This window comes from Mycobacterium sp. GA-1199 (genome assembly GCF_001500045.1).
Classification (GTDB): Bacteria; Actinomycetota; Actinomycetes; order Mycobacteriales; family Mycobacteriaceae; genus Mycobacterium.
Window position 1 is genome coordinate 94,505 of sequence record NZ_LQIX01000004.1, and the last position, 16,821, is coordinate 111,325.

Sequence of the window (16,821 nt, forward strand, 5' to 3'; positions counted from 1 at the left end):
GAAGCTAAACGGGGGGACCGCTCCGCTTAGGTGTGGTTACGTGCTCTCATGACCATCAGACTCGGGCTCCAGATCCCCAACTTCTCCTACGGCACGGGCGTGGCCGAAATCTTCCCCACTGTCATCGCGCAGGCGCAGGAGGCCGAGGCGGCCGGTTTCGACTCGGTCTTCGTAATGGACCACTTCTATCAATTGCCCGGACTCGGCACGCCGGACCAGCCCATGCTCGAGGCGTACACGGCGCTGGGCGGTCTGGCGACGGCAACCGAGCGGCTTCAGCTGGGGACCCTCGTGACCGGCAATACCTACCGCAATCCGACGCTGCTGGCCAAGGCGATCACCACGCTGGACGTGATGAGCCAGGGACGGGCCATCCTCGGCATCGGCACCGGTTGGTACGAGCTTGAACACGACAGCTTCGGATACGAGTTCGGGACCTTCACCGACCGCTTCAACAAGCTGGGCGAGGCGTTGGAGATCATCCTGCCGATGCTGCGCGGCGAGCGCCCGACGGTCGAGGGCAAGTATTACCGCGCAAAAGAGGCCATGGCCGAACCGCGGTTCCGGGACCACATTCCGCTGATGATCGGTGGTAGCGGCGAGAAGAAGACGATTCCGCTGGCGGCCCGGCACTTCGACCACCTCAACATCATCGCCGGCTTCGACGAGCTGCCGCGCAAAGTGCAGGTGGTCAAGGAGCGCTGTGAGGAGATCGGCCGCGACCCCGCGACGCTGGAGACCAGCATGCTCGTCGTCGCGATTATCGACGAGAACGTCACCGGCGACGTCATCCCCGACGACTTCAAACAGCAGGCGGTGTTCGGCAGTGCCGACCAGATCGCCGAGCAGATCAAGACCAAGGTCCTCGACGCCGGTATCGACGGGGTGATCTTGAGCCCGGTGACGAGCCTCGACGGGTACCATCCCGGCCGCGTCACCGCAGTGGGCGAAGCGCTGCGACCGCTGCTCGGCGGGTGATCCCTGCACCGGGTGGGATATAACACAGCGAACCCGTTCACTGATCGGGTGTTCAGGCGACTACCGTTACGGGTAGTGAACTGCACGTGGAAGCACCGTCGAGGAGCCCAGCATGAGCCATCCCGGAGCCACTGCATCTGATCGGCACAAGGTCGTCATCATCGGGTCAGGGTTCGGCGGGCTGACCGCTGCCAAACGGCTGAAGAGAGCCGACGTCGACGTCAAGTTGATCGCCAAGACCACCCATCATCTGTTCCAGCCGCTGCTGTACCAGGTGGCCACCGGCATCATCCCCTCCGGCGAGATCGCTCCCCCGACGCGGATGATCCTGCGCAAGCAGAAGAACTGCCAGGTTCTTCTCGGCGACGTCACCCACATCGACCTGGCCAACCAGACGGTCAAGTCGGAGCTGCTGGGCCACACCTACGTCACCCCGTACGACACGCTCATCGTCGCGGCCGGAGCCGGCCAGTCCTACTTCGGTAACGACCATTTCGCGGAGTGGGCACCGGGCATGAAGTCCATCGACGACGCGCTGGAGCTGCGGGCGCGCATCCTCAGCGCGTTCGAGCAGGCGGAGCGTTCGAGTGATCCGGCCCGACGCGAGAAGCTGCTGACGTTCACGGTGGTCGGTGCGGGTCCGACGGGCGTCGAAATGGCCGGACAGATCGCTGAATTGGCCGATCACACCCTCAAAGGTGCGTTCCGCCACATCGATTCGACCACCGCACGGGTGATCCTGCTCGACGCCGCGCCCGCGGTGTTGCCCCCGATGGGCGAGAAGCTCGGCAAGAAGGCGCAGGCCCGACTGGAGAAGATGGGCGTCGACATTCAGCTCGGCGCCATGGTCACCGACGTCGACCGCAACGGCATCACCGTCAAGGACTCCGACGGCACGATCCGGCGTATCGAGTCCGCGACGAAGGTGTGGTCGGCCGGTGTGCAGGCCAGCCCGCTGGGTCGGGACCTCGCCGAGCAGTCCGAGGGCGAGGTCGACCGGGCCGGGCGCGTGCTGGTGAACCCGGACCTGACGCTGCCCGGCCATCCGAACGTGTTCGTGGTGGGCGATATGGCCCATGTCGAGGGCGTACCCGGGCAGGCGCAGGGCGCCATTCAGGGCGGGCGGTATGCCGCCAACGCGATCAGGGCCGAGCTCAAGGGTGCCGATCCCACGCAGCGCGAACCGTTCCAATACTTCGACAAGGGTTCGATGGCCACGGTCTCGCGGTTCTCCGCGGTCGCGAAGATCGGCCCGCTGGAGTTCGGTGGCTTCATCGCGTGGCTGGCCTGGTTGGTGTTGCACCTCGTGTATCTGGTCGGCTTCCGGCGCAAGCTCACCACGCTGGTGTCGTGGACGGTGACGTTCCTGTCGACGCAGCGCGGCAACCTCACGATCACCGAGCAGCAGGCCTACGCCCGCACCCGAATCGAGGAGCTCGAGGAGATTGCGGCCGGCGTACGCGACACCGAGAAGGTCGCCGGCTAGAGCCGCGCGCCCTGCCACGTCGCAAGGCAGCCGCCCGCGGCCAACGCCAGCGGTTCACCCGCGGTGTCGACGTCGGCGTCCGGGTAGCTAAGTTCGCTGATTGCGGCCATCGGCGCGCCGATCTCGTCGTCGGTGACCGATCCCCTGCCCAGCTCGATGCGGTGCCGCAGCAGTGGCGCGCCGTCGACGTCGGCGTGCAGCGATCCCGACCAGAACCCATGGCGTTCACCGGATCTGCCGATCTGCACCCGTTCGCGGATCCGGACGCGTCCCCGTGCGCCGAGGTCGAGGCGGACCGAGTTGTGGTGGCGCGAATCGGCGGCCACGATCGTGGGCTCCGGGTCGAGGTCCAGCCAGCCGGCAACGTCGAGCTCCCAGATCGCGTGGGAATCAAGGGTTTTCGCACCGGGCAGAGCCATGGTCGCAGCGGCGGTGCGTATCCGCAGTCGAGTGTCCGGTTCGACGACAACTCGGAAATGGAGCACGTCACCACCCAATGGGGTCGCCGCCGCCGACACCAGGTGGACGGTGTCGGGTCCGGTGAGCCGGGCGGCCAGACCACCCGCGCATTCGATGCGCGGCCGGCGGTCCCGCCGCGCGACGATCAGCACCTCGGATCGCACTAGACGGGCACCCGGAGTTGGGCGCGCACCCAGTCCAGCACCGCGGAGGCCGCGGGGTCCTCTGTCAGTGAGATCATCACGAACGGGCGCTCACCGCGCACGGCCGACGCGTCGCGCCGCATCACGTCGAGGTCGGCTCCGACCAGCGGGGCGAGGTCGGTCTTGTTGATCACCAACAGGTCTGAGTAGGTCACCCCGGGACCGCCCTTGCGGGGAACCTTGTCGCCGCCGGCCACATCGACGACGAAGATCTGGACATCGACCAGCCCTGAGGAGAACGTCGCGGTCAGATTGTCTCCCCCGGATTCGACGAGGATGAGGTCCAGCCGGTCGTTTCCGGCGATGAGGTCGTCGATGGCATCGAGGTTGGCGGTGATGTCGTCGCGGATCGCGGTGTGCGGGCAGCCGCCGGTCTGCACCGCGGCGATCCGCTCGTCGGGCAGCACGGCATGGCGTCGTAGGAAGTCGGCGTCCTCGGTGGTGTAGATGTCGTTGGTCAGCACGGCCAGCGACACCTCGTCGCGCAGCTGCCGACACAACGCCGCGACCAGTGCGGTCTTACCCGAACCCACCGGACCACCGACGCCGATGCGCAACGGCTCCCCCGGCTGTCGCGCACGCTTGGGTCGCTCGAGATGGCGGTGTGGCTCGCCGTCGGTGAAATGCGGAGGCATCACGATCCTTTCGGGGCTATGAGACGAAGAGCGGGCGTTCGCGACGGTGATGGCGCTCGGCCAGCACGTCGAGCAGCGGGTCGGACAGGTCGGCCAGTTCTTTCGCCGCCTCGGCCGCGGTGAGGTCACACAGCGTCGACAGCTCGAAGGTGAGCGCGGCGACGTCACCGGGATCCAGGGCGAGCAGGCGCTGCGCGGCCGTCGCCGAACCCGTCATCGTGGTGTAGACGACGGAGAGCGCGGTCTGCTCGGTGGTCAACCCCGCCGCGCGGCCCACCCATCCCGCCGCGACCGCGAGGTGCGGGGTCGCACCGAACGCGTCCCAGTTTTCGTCGGCCCACACCCGCCGGGCCAGCCTCAGGAGGCCTCGACCCTGGGCGCGCGACGCCTGACGGGCGGCGGGCGCCGGTGTGCGGGCATCGGTTTCGCGGTCGGCCTCTGCGGGCCCGAGCGTCCCGGTGTGCACCGCGGCGGCCAATGAGGCGGTCACGAGACCCTGAGTTCGGATGCGCCGACGCAGATACGCGCGCAGCGTGATCACGTCGGCGACCAGCCCATTGGCGACCGCCTCCTCGACGCCACCGGAGTGCACGTGCCCGCCGGTCGGCAACCGCGAGTCGGCCAGTGCGAGAAGCGAGGTCAAGTTCGTCATCGCGTTCAGAACAGGAAATATCGTTGTGCCATCGGCAATTCGGCCGCAGGTTGCTCCTGCCAGACGTCTCCGTCGATGCGAACGGTGAAGGTGTCGGGATCGACTTCGATGCGTGGCAGCGCGTCATTGAGCGGCATATCGGCCTTACCGACGTTGCGAACATCCTTGACCGGCACGAGGCGCCGCTTCACATCGATGCGGTCGGCCAGTCCGTCGTCGACGGCTTGCCGAGAAACGAAGTGCACCGACGTGGCGGCGGCCGCCGAGGGCGCCGCGCCGAACATGGGGCGCGGCAGCACCGGTTGCGGGGTCGGGATCGACGCGTTGGCGTCTCCCATTGCGGCCCAGGCGATCATGCCGCCCTTGAGCACCGCGTGCGGGCGCACACCGAAGAACGCGGGCTCCCACAGCACCAGATCGGCGAGCTTGCCCACCTCGATCGATCCGATCTCGGCGTCGAGGCCGTGCGCGATCGCCGGGCAGATCGTGTATTTGGCGACATAGCGTCGCGCGCGGTTGTTGTCGGCGGCCCTGGCGCCCGTGGTGTCGCCCTCCAGCGCGCCGCGTCTGCGTTTCATGACGTGCGCGGTCTGCCAGGTGCGGATGACGACCTCGCCGATGCGGCCCATCGCCTGGGCGTCGCTACCGATCATCGAGATCGCACCGATGTCGTGCAGCAGGTCCTCGGCGGCAATGGTCGACGGCCGGATGCGGCTCTCGGCGAAGGCGAGATCCTCGGGGACGCTGGGGTTGAGGTGGTGGCACACCATCAGCATGTCGAGGTGCTCGTCGAGCGTGTTGACCGTGTGCGGTCGCGTCGGATTGGTCGAACTGGGCAGCACGTGCGGTTGTGCGGCGACGGTGATGATGTCGGGAGCGTGCCCGCCACCGGCGCCCTCGGTGTGGTAGGCGTGGATCGACCGGCCGGCGATCGCGCCGACGGTGTCCTCCACGAAGCCCGCCTCGTTGAGGGTGTCCGAATGCAGGGCGACCTGTACGCCCGACGCGTCGGCCACCGTGAGGCACGCGTCGATCGCGGCGGGCGTGCTGCCCCAGTCTTCGTGCAGTTTGAAGCCAGAAGCGCCCCCGCGCAGTTGCTCCCACATGGCCTCGGCGCTGACCGTGTTGCCCTTGCCGAGCAGCGCGATGTTCATCGGCCAGGAGTCCAGCGACTCCAGCATGCGGGCCAGATGCCATGCGCCGGGGGTGACGGTGGTGGCCTTGCTGCCCTCTGCCGGACCGGTACCGCCCCCGATCATCGTGGTGATGCCGCCGCCGAGCGCTTCGGCCATCGTCTGGGGGCAGATCAGGTGCACGTGGCAGTCGATGCCGCCCGCGGTGACGATGCGACCGTTGCCCCCGATGACCTCCGTCGACGGCCCGACCACGAGGCCGGGATGGACGCCCGACATGATGTCGGGGTTGCCGGCCTTACCGATCGCGCTGATGCGGCCATCACGAATACCGATGTCGGCCTTGATGATTCCCCAGTAGTCCAGGATCACCACGCCGGTGATGACGGTGTCGGGAGCCCCGTCGGCGCGTGTCGCACGTCCCTGCCCCATGGATTCGCGCAGCACCTTGCCCCCGCCGAAAACCGCCTCGTCTCCGGCGAGTTCAGGTCCGCCGCTGCGGTCCTCGGTGATCTCGATGAACAGGTCGGTGTCGGCCAGTCTGATCCGATCACCGGTGGTCGGCCCGAACAGGGCGCCGTACCTGGCGCGTGGCAACCGGGTCATCAGGCTCCTCTGCTCTCGGCGGACGTGCTCATCTCTCGTCCAGCCGCCCGGGCGGGTCCAGGTTCAACCCGTGCACTTCGCGCGATCCTCCAAGCGGGACGAGCGAGACAGTTTGGGCGACACCGGGTTCGAACCGCACCGCGGTGCCCGCCGGGATGTCGAGCCGGTGGCCGTGCGCGGCCGCGCGGTCGAAAGACAGCGCGGCGTTGGCCTGCGGCAGGTGGACGTGGCTGCCGACCTGCACCGGCCGGTCCCCGGTGTTGACGACCTCCATCGCGAGCCGCTCGGCGCCCGCGTTGATCTCGATTTCGCCGTCTCCGTACCGGATTTCGCCGGGCACGATCGGTCCGGTCACGGAATCGGATGGTGGACGGTGACGAGCTTGGTGCCGTCGGGGAACGTCGCCTCGACCTGGACGTCCTCGAGCATTTCGGGCACGCCCGCCATGACGTCCTCGCGGCGCAGAACTTCGCGGCCACTGGCCATGAGCTCGGCGACCGTGCGGCCGTCGCGGGCGCCCTCGAGGAGGTGGTCGGTGATCAGCGCGACCGCTTCGGGGTGGTTGAGCTTCAGACCACGGCCCTGCCGGCGTCGGGCGAGCTCGGCCGCGTAGGAGATCAGCAGGCGGTCCTGCTCATGCGGGGATAAACGCATAGTGGGCGATATTGCCACGGAGCGCGGCGATCAGCAGCGCACGCGACCTGTTACTCCGCGGGCATGTTCTGCAGCCGCACCTGTCCGCGCGCGACGAGCCGGTCGTCGTCGTCGGTGATGGTGATCTGCCACAGCTGCTGCCGCCGGCCGCGGTGGATCGGTGTGGACACCGCGGTGACGGTCCCCGAGGAGATGGCCCGCAGGAAGTCGGTGTTGTTGTTGACGCCGACGACGTTCCCGCCACCGTTGTCGGCGAGCCAGACCGCTGCGGATACGCTCGCCAGGCTCTCCACGATCGAGCAGTACACGCCGCCGTGCACGATGCCGTAGGGCTGCAGCAGCTTGTCCGTGACCGTCAGCTGTGCGCGGCCGCCGTCGGGACCGAGTTCGAGATAGGTCAGACCGAGCTCGGTGTCGAAGCCCTTACCCAGGTCGGAAGGCAGGTCGGAAGTCACGGAACGTGTCTACACGCTGTCCGACACCGTGACCGCGCCGGGTGCGCGGAGTTAGGGTCAGCCATGGCCAAGACCGCGAAAGAACTCGTTGAAGCCGCCAATGCCGTGGTGCCGAAGATCTCCCACGACGAGGCGAAGGATCTGATCGCCAAGGGCGCGTTGGTCGTCGACGTCCGCGACGCCCCTGAACTGGACAAGAGCGGCAAGGTGGCGGGCGCAGTCCACGTTCCCCGCGGCATGCTCGAGTTCCGCGCCGACCCGGAGTCGCCGTACCACGACCAGAACTTCTCCAAGGACAAGCCGGTGATCGTGTACTGCGCCTCCGGTGGGCGCTCGGCGCTCTCGGGTCAGGCACTCAAGGAGCTCGGGTATCAGGAGGTGTACAACCTCGGAGCGTTCGGCGAGTGGGCCGACAGCGGTGGCGCCGTCGAACAGTCCGGCAGCGAAAACACCTGACGTACCGGAATTCGGCACACATGCGGACGGGCCCCGCACCATTGGTGCGGGGCCCGTCCTCCGTGTGGACCGGGGGTCTCTGCAGCCCTCAGGACTCCGGCGCGGTCCGGTGGTTCGTGTCGCTCTCTGGTCAGAGCATAGGCAAGGCTTGCCTAATTCAGCAAGACCTTTCCCGGGATTGACCGCGAGGTGCCCCGGACGGGAAGCCCGAAGCCGACGAGCGCATCGAGCACGGCCTGGCCGCGCCGCATGCTCGTCCACTCGCTGGATCCGGCAAGGAGCGGTACCTGGGTGGCGGCGCTGACGACCGCGCCGCCCACGACGTGCCACATCGAGGCGACCGACATCGCGCCCCCGCTGATGTCGGCCAGTTTGGCGAACAGCGGCGCCAGCGCACAGTGGCTGCGGTGCGCGACCCACGTCGTCAACGCCGCCTCGCTGGGCAGCGCCACGATGCCGTCGCGCGTCGAGCATCCGGCGCGATTGGGCCTGTGGTGGAAATACGGATCGTCGGGAAGGGCCCGCAGCGTTGGGTCGACGACGCCGACCCAGTCGATCGCACCTTCGGAATCGACGTGCACCCACAGGTTCTCCAGGCCGGTGTCCCACGCGCGGCCTTCGAGTACGACCAGCGGTACGACGCGACCGACGACCACGTGGGCGAGGGTGGCCGCCAACTGGTGCGCGACCGCCGCGTGGCTGTCGGTCTCCTCGGCGGCCAGGGCGAACATCGTCTGCAAGCGGTCCGTGGTCAGCGCATCGGCCAGCGGCCACCACCGCCGCCGGGACAGGTCCCGCATCACCGCGACGCCGTAGACCCGTGGGCACTCGGGGTAGAGCTCACGGAGTCGTCGACTCGACTCATGCAGCGGCAGCGTCCGGTGGATCGCCATGCTTGCGATGAGTGGATCGTCGACCAATACCGTCATAGGGCCTCCCATATTCAAGTTAGGTAAGGCTTACTATAACTAGGCGCGTCACAACGGCCAGGCCCTGTGACTGCTTTCACACCACCCTTCGAATGGGCGGTGACCACGGGCGGAGGTTCGAGCCGGCGACGGTGGGGGCTTGTCCACCAGGCGAAATACGACGCACGGTAGTAAGACGTAGTACGCTGGATCGATAGCCTCTAGGAGATGAACGGACCATGGCGAAGTTGACGCGTCTAGGGGACCTGGAACGCGCGGTGATGGATCACCTGTGGTCCTCCCGCGAACCCCAAACGGTGCGCCAAGTTCACGAGGCGCTCTCCGCCCAACGCGACTTGGCGTACACCACGATCATGACCGTGCTGCAGCGGCTGGCCAAAAAGAACCTCGTCGTGCAGCACCGCGATGACCGCGCCCACCGCTATGCACCCACCCACGGCCGCGACGAACTCGTTGCGGGTCTGATGGTCGACGCGCTCGACCAGGCCGCCGACTCGGGGAGCCGCGAAGCCGCGCTGGTGCATTTCGTCGAGCGGGTCGGCGCGGACGAAGCCGCGGCATTGCGTCGCGCACTGGCCGAACTGGAAGGCAAGGTTCGCGTCTCGCCGCCCGCTGGTAATTCGGGCACCGGCTGAGAGAGACTGACAGCGTGTCCGCGCTGGCCTTCACCGTCTTGGCGCTGGTCCTGTCGGGGCCGGTGCCCGCCGTCCTGGCGCGCGCGTCGTGGCCGTTCCGCGCACCGCGAGCGGCCATCGTGCTGTGGCAGGCCATCGCATTGGCCGCAGTTCTCTCGGCGTTCTCGGCCGGGATCGCCATCGCCAGCAGGCTGTTCGCTCCAGGTCCCGACGGTCGGCCGACAGCCACCATCACCAGCGAGATCGCCGTCCTGGGCTGGCCGGTGTGGATCGCCTACGTGGTGGTCTTCGCGCTGACCCTGGTGATCGGTGCGCGGTTGATCGTGGCGGTGTTGCAGGTGGCCATCGCCACACGACGCCGTCGCGCCCACCACCGGATGGTCGTCGACCTCGTGGGCAAGTCGCAGAAATGGGCGCACGCCCACGCCGGTGACCGGCTTCGCATCCTCAACGTGGACCAGCCGCTGGCGTACTGCCTGCCCGGGGTGCGGAGCCGCGTCGTGGTGAGCCAGGGCACGCTGACGAAGTTGGCGGACAACGAGATCGGGGCGATCCTCACCCACGAACGCGCGCACCTGCGTGCCCGGCACGATCTCGTGCTGGAGATGTTCACCGCGGTGAATGCTGCGTTCCCGCGGTTCGTCCGCAGCGGCAGCGCGCTGGACGCCGTGAGGCTGCTGGTCGAGATGCTGGCCGACGATGCGGCGGTTCGCACCGCGGGTCCCACTCCCCTGGCCCGCGCGCTCGTCGCGTGCGCGGCCGGCCGGACGCCGTCAGGGGCGCTGGCCGCGGGTGGACCGACCACCGTGCTACGGGTGCGCCGGCTCGGGGGCCGGCCCAACAGCCTGGCGCTGGCCGCAGGTGCGTACGCGGCCGCGGCGACGGTGCTCGTGGTGCCGACCGTCGCGGTGGTGCTGCCGTGGCTGACCGAGCTGCAGCGGCTGTTCAGCGCTTAAGGGACAACCCGCGCGAATAAGGCGTTCACACAACAAAACAACGAAAGGCTGCCCGTATGAGCTCTGACGCTTCCGCATCGACCACCGGTACCGCTCAGATCGGGGTGACCGGGCTTGCCGTCATGGGATCGAACATCGCGCGCAACTTCGCCCGACACGGGTACACGGTCGCGCTGCACAACCGCTCGATCGCCAAGACCGACGCGCTGCTGCAGCAGCACGGCTCCGAGGGAAAGTTCGTGCGCAGCGAGACCATCGCCGAATTCCTCGACGCGCTCGAGAAGCCGCGCCGTGTGCTGATCATGGTCAAGGCCGGCGACCCCACCGACGCGGTGATCAACGAACTCGCCGACGCGATGGAGGAAGGCGACATCATCATCGACGGCGGCAACGCGCTCTACACCGACACGATTCGCCGCGAGAAGGCGATGCGCGAACGCGGGCTGCACTTCGTCGGCGCCGGCATCTCGGGCGGCGAGGAGGGCGCGCTCAACGGTCCGTCGATCATGCCCGGCGGCCCGGCCGAGTCCTACAAGTCGCTGGGCCCGCTGCTCGAGGAGATCTCCGCGCATGTCGACGGCGTCCCGTGCTGCACCCACATCGGTCCCGACGGCGCGGGCCACTTCGTGAAGATGGTCCACAACGGCATCGAGTACTCCGATATGCAGTTGATCGGCGAGGCCTACCAGCTGCTGCGCGACGGGCTGGGCAAGTCAGCGGGCGAGATCGCCGACGTCTTCGACGAATGGAACTCCGGCGACCTGGACAGCTTCCTGGTCGAGATCACCGCGAAGGTGTTACGCCAGACCGACGCCAAGACCGGTAAACCGCTCGTCGACGTCATCCTCGACGAGGCCGAGCAGAAGGGCACCGGACGCTGGACGGTGAAATCGGCGCTCGATCTCGGCGTCCCGGTGACCGGGATCGCCGAGGCCGTGTTCGCCCGCGCACTGTCCGGATCGGTGACCCAGCGCAAGGCCACGACCGGCCTGGCCTCCGGTGAACTCGGCGAAAAGCCCGCCGACGCAGCACGATTCATCGAAGACATCCGGCAGGCGCTGTACGCGTCGAAGATCATCGCCTACGCGCAGGGCTTCAACCAGATCCAGGCCGGCAGCGCCGAGTACGACTGGAACATCACCCCCGGCGACATGGCCAGGATCTGGCGCGGCGGCTGCATCATCCGGGCCAAATTCCTCAACCGGATCACCGACGCCTTCGACAACAACCCCGACCTGCCGACGCTGATCGTCGACCCCTACTTCCGCGACGCGATCGAGACCGCCATCGACAGCTGGCGGCGCGTCGTTGTCAAGGCCACCGAACTCGGCATTCCGATTCCCGGCTTCTCCTCGGCGCTGTCCTACTACGACGGGTTGCGTCAGGAGCGCCTGCCGGCCGCGCTCACCCAGGGGCTGCGTGACTATTTCGGCGCGCACACCTACGGGCGGATCGACACCGACCCAGCCAAACGATTCCACACGTTGTGGAGCGGGGACCTCAGCGAAGTCGAGGCCTGAGACCTCCCCGAAACTGCGCACAGATCGCGATATCGGGCTCAATCGCTACCTCTGTGCGGTCTCGGCGACAACTAGACTTGAGCCGACATGCGATTTCTCGACGGGCACAAACCCGCATATGACCTGACCTACAACGACGTCTTCATCGTCCCGGGACGCTCCGATGTCCAATCACGGATGGACGTCGACCTGTCGACCGCCGACGGCTCGGGCACCACGATCCCCGTCGTGGTCGCGAACATGACCGCCGTCGCCGGCCGCAGGATGGCCGAGACCGTGGCCCGCCGCGGCGGCATCGTCGTGCTGCCGCAGGATCTGCCGATCTCGGCGGTGAAACAGACCGTCGATTTCGTCAAGAGCCGCGATCTGGTCGTCGACACCCCCGTGGTGCTCTCCCCCGACGACTCGGTCTCGGATGCGACCGCCCTGATCCACAAACGGGCCCACGGCGCCGCGGTCGTCGTCTTCGAGGGCAGGCCGATCGGCCTGGTCACCGAGGCGAACTGCGAGGGCGTCGACCGGTTCACCCGCGTGCGGGACGTCGCCGTCTCGGACTTCGTCACCGCGCCGGTGGGCACCGAGCCCCGCAAGGTGTTCGACCTGCTCGAGCACGCGCCGGTCGACGTGGCGGTGCTCACCGAGAGCGACGGGACGCTGGCAGGCGTGCTGACGCGGACCGGCGCGGTCCGGGCGGGCATCTACACACCCGCGGTCGACGACCGGGGCCGGCTACGGATCGCGGCCGCGGTCGGGATCAACGGCGACGTCGGCGCCAAGGCGCGCAGCCTGGCCGAGGTCGGTGTGGACCTGCTGGTGATCGACACCGCCCACGGACACCAGGTGAAGATGCTCGACGCGATCAAGGCGGTCTCGTCGCTGGACCTCGGGCTGCCGCTGGCCGCGGGCAACGTGGTTTCCGCCGAGGGCACCAGGGATCTGCTCAGCGCAGGCGCAACGATCGTGAAGGTGGGTGTCGGACCGGGCGCGATGTGTACCACGCGCATGATGACAGGCGTGGGGCGGCCCCAGTTTTCCGCGGTTGTTGAATGTGCTGCCGCGGCAAGGCAATTGGGCGCTCGCGTGTGGGCGGACGGCGGCATCCGGCATCCGCGGGATGTCGCACTGGCATTGGCCGCGGGCGCGTCCAACGTGATGATCGGCTCGTGGTTCGCGGGCACCTATGAGTCCCCCGGCGACCTGATGCGCGATCGTGACAACCGGCCGTTCAAGGAGAGCTACGGAATGGCGTCCAAACGCGCGGTGGCCGCCCGCACTGCCGGTGACGGGTCGTTCGACCGGGCCCGCAAGGCGCTGTTCGAAGAGGGCATTTCGACGTCGCGAATGGGTCTGGACCCGTCCCGCGGAGGCGTCGAGGACCTGCTCGACCACATCACGTCCGGTCTGCGCAGCACCTGCACCTACGTCGGCGCCGCGAGTCTGGCCGAACTGCACGAGAAGGTGGTGCTCGGCGTGCAGTCGGCGGCGGGCTTCGCCGAGGGGCACCCGCTGCCCACGGGCTGGTGATCCCTCCCCCGCAAGATCACCCGTTACCATGGGTCTCCTTCAGTCCTCTACGCGAAAGGGATCCCGTGCCGCAGGCACCCGTCGAGGCCCGGGTCACGGAGGGTGCCTACCGGGCCGAGCGGCCCGAGCCTCCCGACGCCGAGCCTTCCTCTAGACGGCCGGGCAACAGGCCCGGCACCTGCGCGGGGACACCCCGATGAGCGTCGCCTCGACGTTGCTGTCGCTGCTGGCAATCGTGTTGCTGACGGCGGGCACCGCAGTGTTCGTCGCCGCCGAGTTCTCGCTGACCGCGCTCGAGCGCAGCACCGTCGATGCCAACGCACGCAGCGGCCACCGGCGCGACAAGATGGTCCAACGGGCGCACCGCACGCTGTCGTTCCAGCTGTCCGGCGCCCAGGTGGGCATCTCGATCACCACGCTGGCGACCGGCTACCTGGCCGAACCCGTCGTCGCGCGGTTGATCCACCCCGGCCTGGACGCGATCGGAATACCCCCGAGCTACACCGGCGGATTGGCGCTGGTTCTGGCGATCGCGATCGCCACCTCGATCTCTATGGTGTTCGGCGAGCTGGTGCCGAAGAACCTCGCCGTCGCGCGGCCCGTGCCGACGGCGCGCTGGTCGGCCGGACCGCAGCTGTTGTTCTCCGCGCTGTTCACGCCGCTGATACGGCTGACCAACGGAACGGCCAACATGATCCTGCGCCGCCTCGGCATCGAGCCCGCCGAGGAACTGCGCTCGGCGCGCTCCCCACAGGAACTGGTGTCGCTGGTGCGCAGTTCGGCCCGCAGCGGCGCACTGGACCCCGTCACCGCGGTGTTGGTCGACCGGTCGCTGCGGTTCGGGGATCGCTCCGCCGAGGAGCTCATGACACCCAGGCAGAAGATCGAGGCCCTCGACGCCGACGCGACGGTCGCCGAGTTGGTCACCGCCGCGATCAGGACGGGATACTCACGGTTCCCCATCGTCCGCGGAGACCTCGACGAGACGATCGGGATTGCGCACGTCAAGCAGGTTTTCGAGGTGCCGACCGACGAACGCGCCACCACCCGGCTGGCCACGCTGGCGCTACCGGTCGCCAAGGTGCCCTCGACCCTGGACGGCGACACCGTGATGACCCAGATCCGCGCCAACGGGCTGCAGACCGCGCTGGTGGTCGACGAATACGGCGGGACCGCGGGCATGGTCACGGTGGAGGACCTGATCGAGGAGATCGTCGGCGACGTCCGCGATGAGCACGACGACGAGGCGCCCGACGTGGTGCCCGCGGGCCGCGGCTGGCAGATATCGGGCCTGCTGCGCATCGACGAGGTCGCAGGCGCCACGGCGTTCCGCGCCCCCGAGGGTGACTACGAGACGATCGGCGGCCTGGTCCTCGAGAAGCTGGGCCACATCCCCGACGAGGGTGAGTCGGTCGAGCTTGAAGCGTTCGACCCCGATGGTCCGATCGAGAACCCGAACCGCTGGCTGGCCACTGTGCTGCGGATGGACGGCCGCCGCATCGACCTGCTGGAGCTGACCGAACTGGGCCGCAGCGGCGAGTCCGACGGGAGAAACGCCGATGGGTGACCTCTTCGGTGTGCTGCTGACGGTGCTGCTGCTGGCCGTCAACGCGTTCTTCGTCGCGTCGGAGTTCGCGTTGATCTCCGCGCGACGCGACCGACTGGAGGCGTTGGCCGAACAGGGCAAGAAGAGCGCCGTCACCGTGATCCGCGCCGGTGAACACCTTTCGCTGATGCTCGCGGGCGCTCAGCTGGGCATCACGATCTGCTCGATCCTGCTCGGTCGCGTCGGTGAACCCGCGGTCGCGCATCTGCTGGAGAAGCCGTTCGACGCCGTGGGCGTACCCGATGCTGTGCTGCACTCGGTGTCCTTCGTCGTCGCACTGGCCATCGTGGTCATCCTGCACGTGTTGCTCGGCGAGATGGTGCCGAAGAACATCGCGATCGCCGGCCCGGAGTCGGCGGCCATGTTGCTGATACCGACCTATCTGGTGTGGATCCGCATGGCGCGGCCCCTGATCGCGTTCTACAACTGGTGCGCCAACATCGTCCTGCGGATGTTCCGGGTGGAGCCCAAGGACGAACTCGACGTCACGGTATCGACGGTGGAGTTGTCGGAGATGATCGCCGAATCGCTGTCCGAGGGGCTGCTCGATCCCGAGGAACACAGCAGGCTCACCCGCGCCCTGCAGATCCGTGACCGCGCGGTCAAGGACGTCGCATTCCCGCTGCGCGACATCAGAACGGTGTCCGTGGCCCGCGAAGGGGCGGGACCCACGGTGGGTGCCGTCGAAGACGCGCTGGCCGAGACGGGCTACTCCCGCTTCCCCATCACCGACGCGTCCGGGACCTACCTGGGTTATCTGCACATCAAGGACGTGCTGGCGTTCGTCAACGACCCCGACGCCGTGCTGGACCTCTCGATGGTGCGCCCACTGCCGGTGGTGCCGGCGTCGCTGCCGTTGCCCGACGCGTTGTCGCGGCTGCGGCGCACCAACAGCCACCTGGCGCTGGTGACTGCACCCGACGGCAGTGTGGAAGCGATGGTGGCGCTCGAGGACCTCGTCGAAGACCTGGTGGGCACCGTGCGCGACGGGACCCACCGTGTCTGACGTCGCCGTGCGCACAGTGCTCGTGCTCGGCGAGTCGGACTGGAGCGCCCGTGAGCGGGCGCATCAGCGCCGCGTCGATGCGTTCTGCTCACCGCATCGTCGCCGGGCCCGGTGTGGTGAGAACCACCCGGTCTGGGACTTCCTGTTCACCTACTACAGCCTTCGACCCGGCAGGCTGCGGGTGTGGCACCCCGGCTTCGGGGTCGCCCTGGCCGGCGGCGGCGCGCGGCGCTTCCTGGGCCGAACGGGGTACGCCGCTGACTCCGACGGTGTGGTGGTGAGCCGCGAGTACCTGTCGGCGCGCATCGACACCGTCCGGTTCGTCGGCCGCCTGTTGCGGGCGACAGCGGCGCGCCCGGCCCGACTGAACTGTTTCGGGCTGCACGAGTGGGCGATGGTCTACCGGTCGCCGACCGTGCGCCACGACCGGGTACCGCTACGGCTCGGCGCCGCGGGCACCGACGCGGTCGTCGAGTCGATGCCTTTGCGCTGCAGTCACTTCGACGCATTCCGCTTTTTCACCGAACCCGCCGTCGCGCGTAACGTCCAACAGCTGACCCGGCAGAGCCAGGTCGCCACGGAACAACCTGGCTGTTTGCACGCCGCGATGGATCTGTACAAGTGGTCTTTCAAGCTCGGCCCGCTCGTCGACTCCGAGTTCGTGATGGACTGCCTCGAGCTGGCCGCCGAAGCCCGCGAACTCGACATGCGGGCCAGCCCCTATGATCTCCGCGAATACGGATTCGAGCCGATCGCGATCGAGACACCGGCCGGTCGCGCCGAATACGTGCGGATCCAGCAGACCATCGCGGAGCGGGCGGCGCCGCTGCGGGCCGCCCTCGCCGATCAGTGCGAACGGCTCCTGACCGCGGCTGTCCGGGACGGCTGACCAGCCGGTTGCGGAAAAGCCGGGTTACCGCTGGGTAAG

At 68.1% G+C, this 16,821-nt stretch carries 18 protein-coding genes; 10 read left to right on the forward strand and 8 right to left on the reverse strand.

Going from position 1 to position 16,821, the window contains the following annotated elements; all coding sequences use genetic code 11:
• Nucleotides 1-48: 48 nt before the first annotated feature.
• Complete coding sequence (locus tag AU198_RS04905) at nucleotides 49-978, forward strand: LLM class F420-dependent oxidoreductase (protein ID WP_064346377.1); 930 nt, start codon at nucleotides 49-51, stop codon at nucleotides 976-978.
• Nucleotides 979-1,090: 112 nt separating this feature from the next.
• Entirely contained in the window at nucleotides 1,091-2,464 is a 1,374-nt protein-coding gene (locus tag AU198_RS04910; RefSeq protein ID WP_064346378.1) for an NAD(P)/FAD-dependent oxidoreductase, read from the forward strand.
• On the opposite strand, the gene AU198_RS04915 is transcribed toward AU198_RS04910, so the two are convergent.
• Genes AU198_RS04915 through AU198_RS04945 form a run of 7 tightly spaced genes read right to left on the reverse strand, consistent with a single transcriptional unit; the run spans nucleotide 2,461 to nucleotide 7,261 of the window.
• Nucleotides 2,461-3,087 (reverse strand): urease accessory protein UreD, encoded by a 627-nt coding sequence (locus AU198_RS04915; protein ID WP_064346379.1) that lies wholly within the window; start codon nucleotides 3,085-3,087, stop codon nucleotides 2,461-2,463. The genes AU198_RS04910 and AU198_RS04915 overlap by 4 nt on opposite strands.
• Nucleotides 3,087-3,761, reverse strand: a complete 675-nt coding sequence (gene ureG / locus AU198_RS04920; protein WP_064346380.1) for an urease accessory protein UreG — start codon at nucleotides 3,759-3,761, stop codon at nucleotides 3,087-3,089. The genes AU198_RS04915 and ureG overlap by 1 nt, the downstream gene beginning before the upstream one ends.
• Nucleotides 3,762-3,777: 16 nt before the next feature.
• Complete coding sequence (locus AU198_RS04925; RefSeq protein WP_064346381.1) at nucleotides 3,778-4,413, reverse strand: urease accessory protein UreF; 636 nt, start codon at nucleotides 4,411-4,413, stop codon at nucleotides 3,778-3,780.
• Nucleotides 4,414-4,418: 5 nt separating this feature from the next.
• A complete protein-coding gene (locus AU198_RS04930; RefSeq protein ID WP_064346382.1) occupies nucleotides 4,419-6,152 on the reverse strand; it encodes an urease subunit alpha in 1,734 nt (577 codons plus the stop codon).
• 28 nt (nucleotides 6,153-6,180) lie between these two features.
• A complete protein-coding gene (locus tag AU198_RS04935; RefSeq protein WP_064346423.1) occupies nucleotides 6,181-6,495 on the reverse strand; it encodes an urease subunit beta in 315 nt (104 codons plus the stop codon).
• A gap of 8 nt (nucleotides 6,496-6,503) precedes the next feature.
• The gene (locus AU198_RS04940) at nucleotides 6,504-6,806 is read right to left on the reverse strand and encodes an urease subunit gamma (protein ID WP_064346383.1); all 303 of its coding nucleotides are present in this window, start codon (nucleotides 6,804-6,806) and stop codon (nucleotides 6,504-6,506) included.
• Nucleotides 6,807-6,856: 50 nt separating this feature from the next.
• Complete coding sequence (locus tag AU198_RS04945) at nucleotides 6,857-7,261, reverse strand: PaaI family thioesterase (protein ID WP_064346384.1); 405 nt, start codon at nucleotides 7,259-7,261, stop codon at nucleotides 6,857-6,859.
• A gap of 63 nt (nucleotides 7,262-7,324) precedes the next feature.
• Here AU198_RS04945 and AU198_RS04950 point away from each other — a divergent pair, with 63 nt between their 5' ends.
• Entirely contained in the window at nucleotides 7,325-7,717 is a 393-nt protein-coding gene (locus AU198_RS04950) for a rhodanese-like domain-containing protein (RefSeq protein WP_064346385.1), read from the forward strand.
• A gap of 152 nt (nucleotides 7,718-7,869) precedes the next feature.
• On the opposite strand, the gene AU198_RS04955 is transcribed toward AU198_RS04950, so the two are convergent.
• A complete protein-coding gene (locus AU198_RS04955) occupies nucleotides 7,870-8,646 on the reverse strand; it encodes a hypothetical protein (protein WP_064346386.1) in 777 nt (258 codons plus the stop codon).
• Between the two features lie 218 nt (nucleotides 8,647-8,864).
• Here AU198_RS04955 and AU198_RS04960 point away from each other — a divergent pair, with 218 nt between their 5' ends.
• The 7 genes from AU198_RS04960 to AU198_RS04990 all read left to right on the forward strand — a co-directional run bounded on the left by AU198_RS04960 (nucleotide 8,865) and on the right by AU198_RS04990 (nucleotide 16,782).
• Complete coding sequence (locus AU198_RS04960) at nucleotides 8,865-9,281, forward strand: BlaI/MecI/CopY family transcriptional regulator (protein WP_064346387.1); 417 nt, start codon at nucleotides 8,865-8,867, stop codon at nucleotides 9,279-9,281.
• Between the two features lie 14 nt (nucleotides 9,282-9,295).
• Nucleotides 9,296-10,237 (forward strand): M56 family metallopeptidase, encoded by a 942-nt coding sequence (locus AU198_RS04965; protein ID WP_064346388.1) that lies wholly within the window; start codon nucleotides 9,296-9,298, stop codon nucleotides 10,235-10,237.
• 56 nt (nucleotides 10,238-10,293) lie between these two features.
• Nucleotides 10,294-11,757, forward strand: coding sequence for an NADP-dependent phosphogluconate dehydrogenase (gene gnd, locus AU198_RS04970; RefSeq protein WP_064346389.1), 1,464 nt, complete (start codon nucleotides 10,294-10,296; stop codon nucleotides 11,755-11,757).
• Nucleotides 11,758-11,844: 87 nt separating this feature from the next.
• Nucleotides 11,845-13,281 carry a GuaB1 family IMP dehydrogenase-related protein gene (locus AU198_RS04975; protein WP_064346390.1) on the forward strand — a complete coding sequence of 479 codons (1,437 nt, stop codon included), beginning with the start codon at nucleotides 11,845-11,847 and terminating at the stop codon, nucleotides 13,279-13,281.
• A 196-nt stretch (nucleotides 13,282-13,477) separates the two neighbouring features.
• Nucleotides 13,478-14,848 (forward strand): hemolysin family protein, encoded by a 1,371-nt coding sequence (locus AU198_RS04980; RefSeq protein ID WP_064346391.1) that lies wholly within the window; start codon nucleotides 13,478-13,480, stop codon nucleotides 14,846-14,848.
• A complete protein-coding gene (locus tag AU198_RS04985; protein ID WP_064346392.1) occupies nucleotides 14,841-15,893 on the forward strand; it encodes a hemolysin family protein in 1,053 nt (350 codons plus the stop codon). The genes AU198_RS04980 and AU198_RS04985 overlap by 8 nt, the downstream gene beginning before the upstream one ends.
• Nucleotides 15,886-16,782: a 3-methyladenine DNA glycosylase gene (locus tag AU198_RS04990; RefSeq protein ID WP_082690870.1), complete on the forward strand. Its 897-nt coding sequence runs from the start codon at nucleotides 15,886-15,888 to the stop codon at nucleotides 16,780-16,782. Before AU198_RS04985 ends, AU198_RS04990 begins: the two co-directional genes overlap by 8 nt.
• The last annotated feature ends 39 nt before the right edge of the window (nucleotides 16,783-16,821 follow it).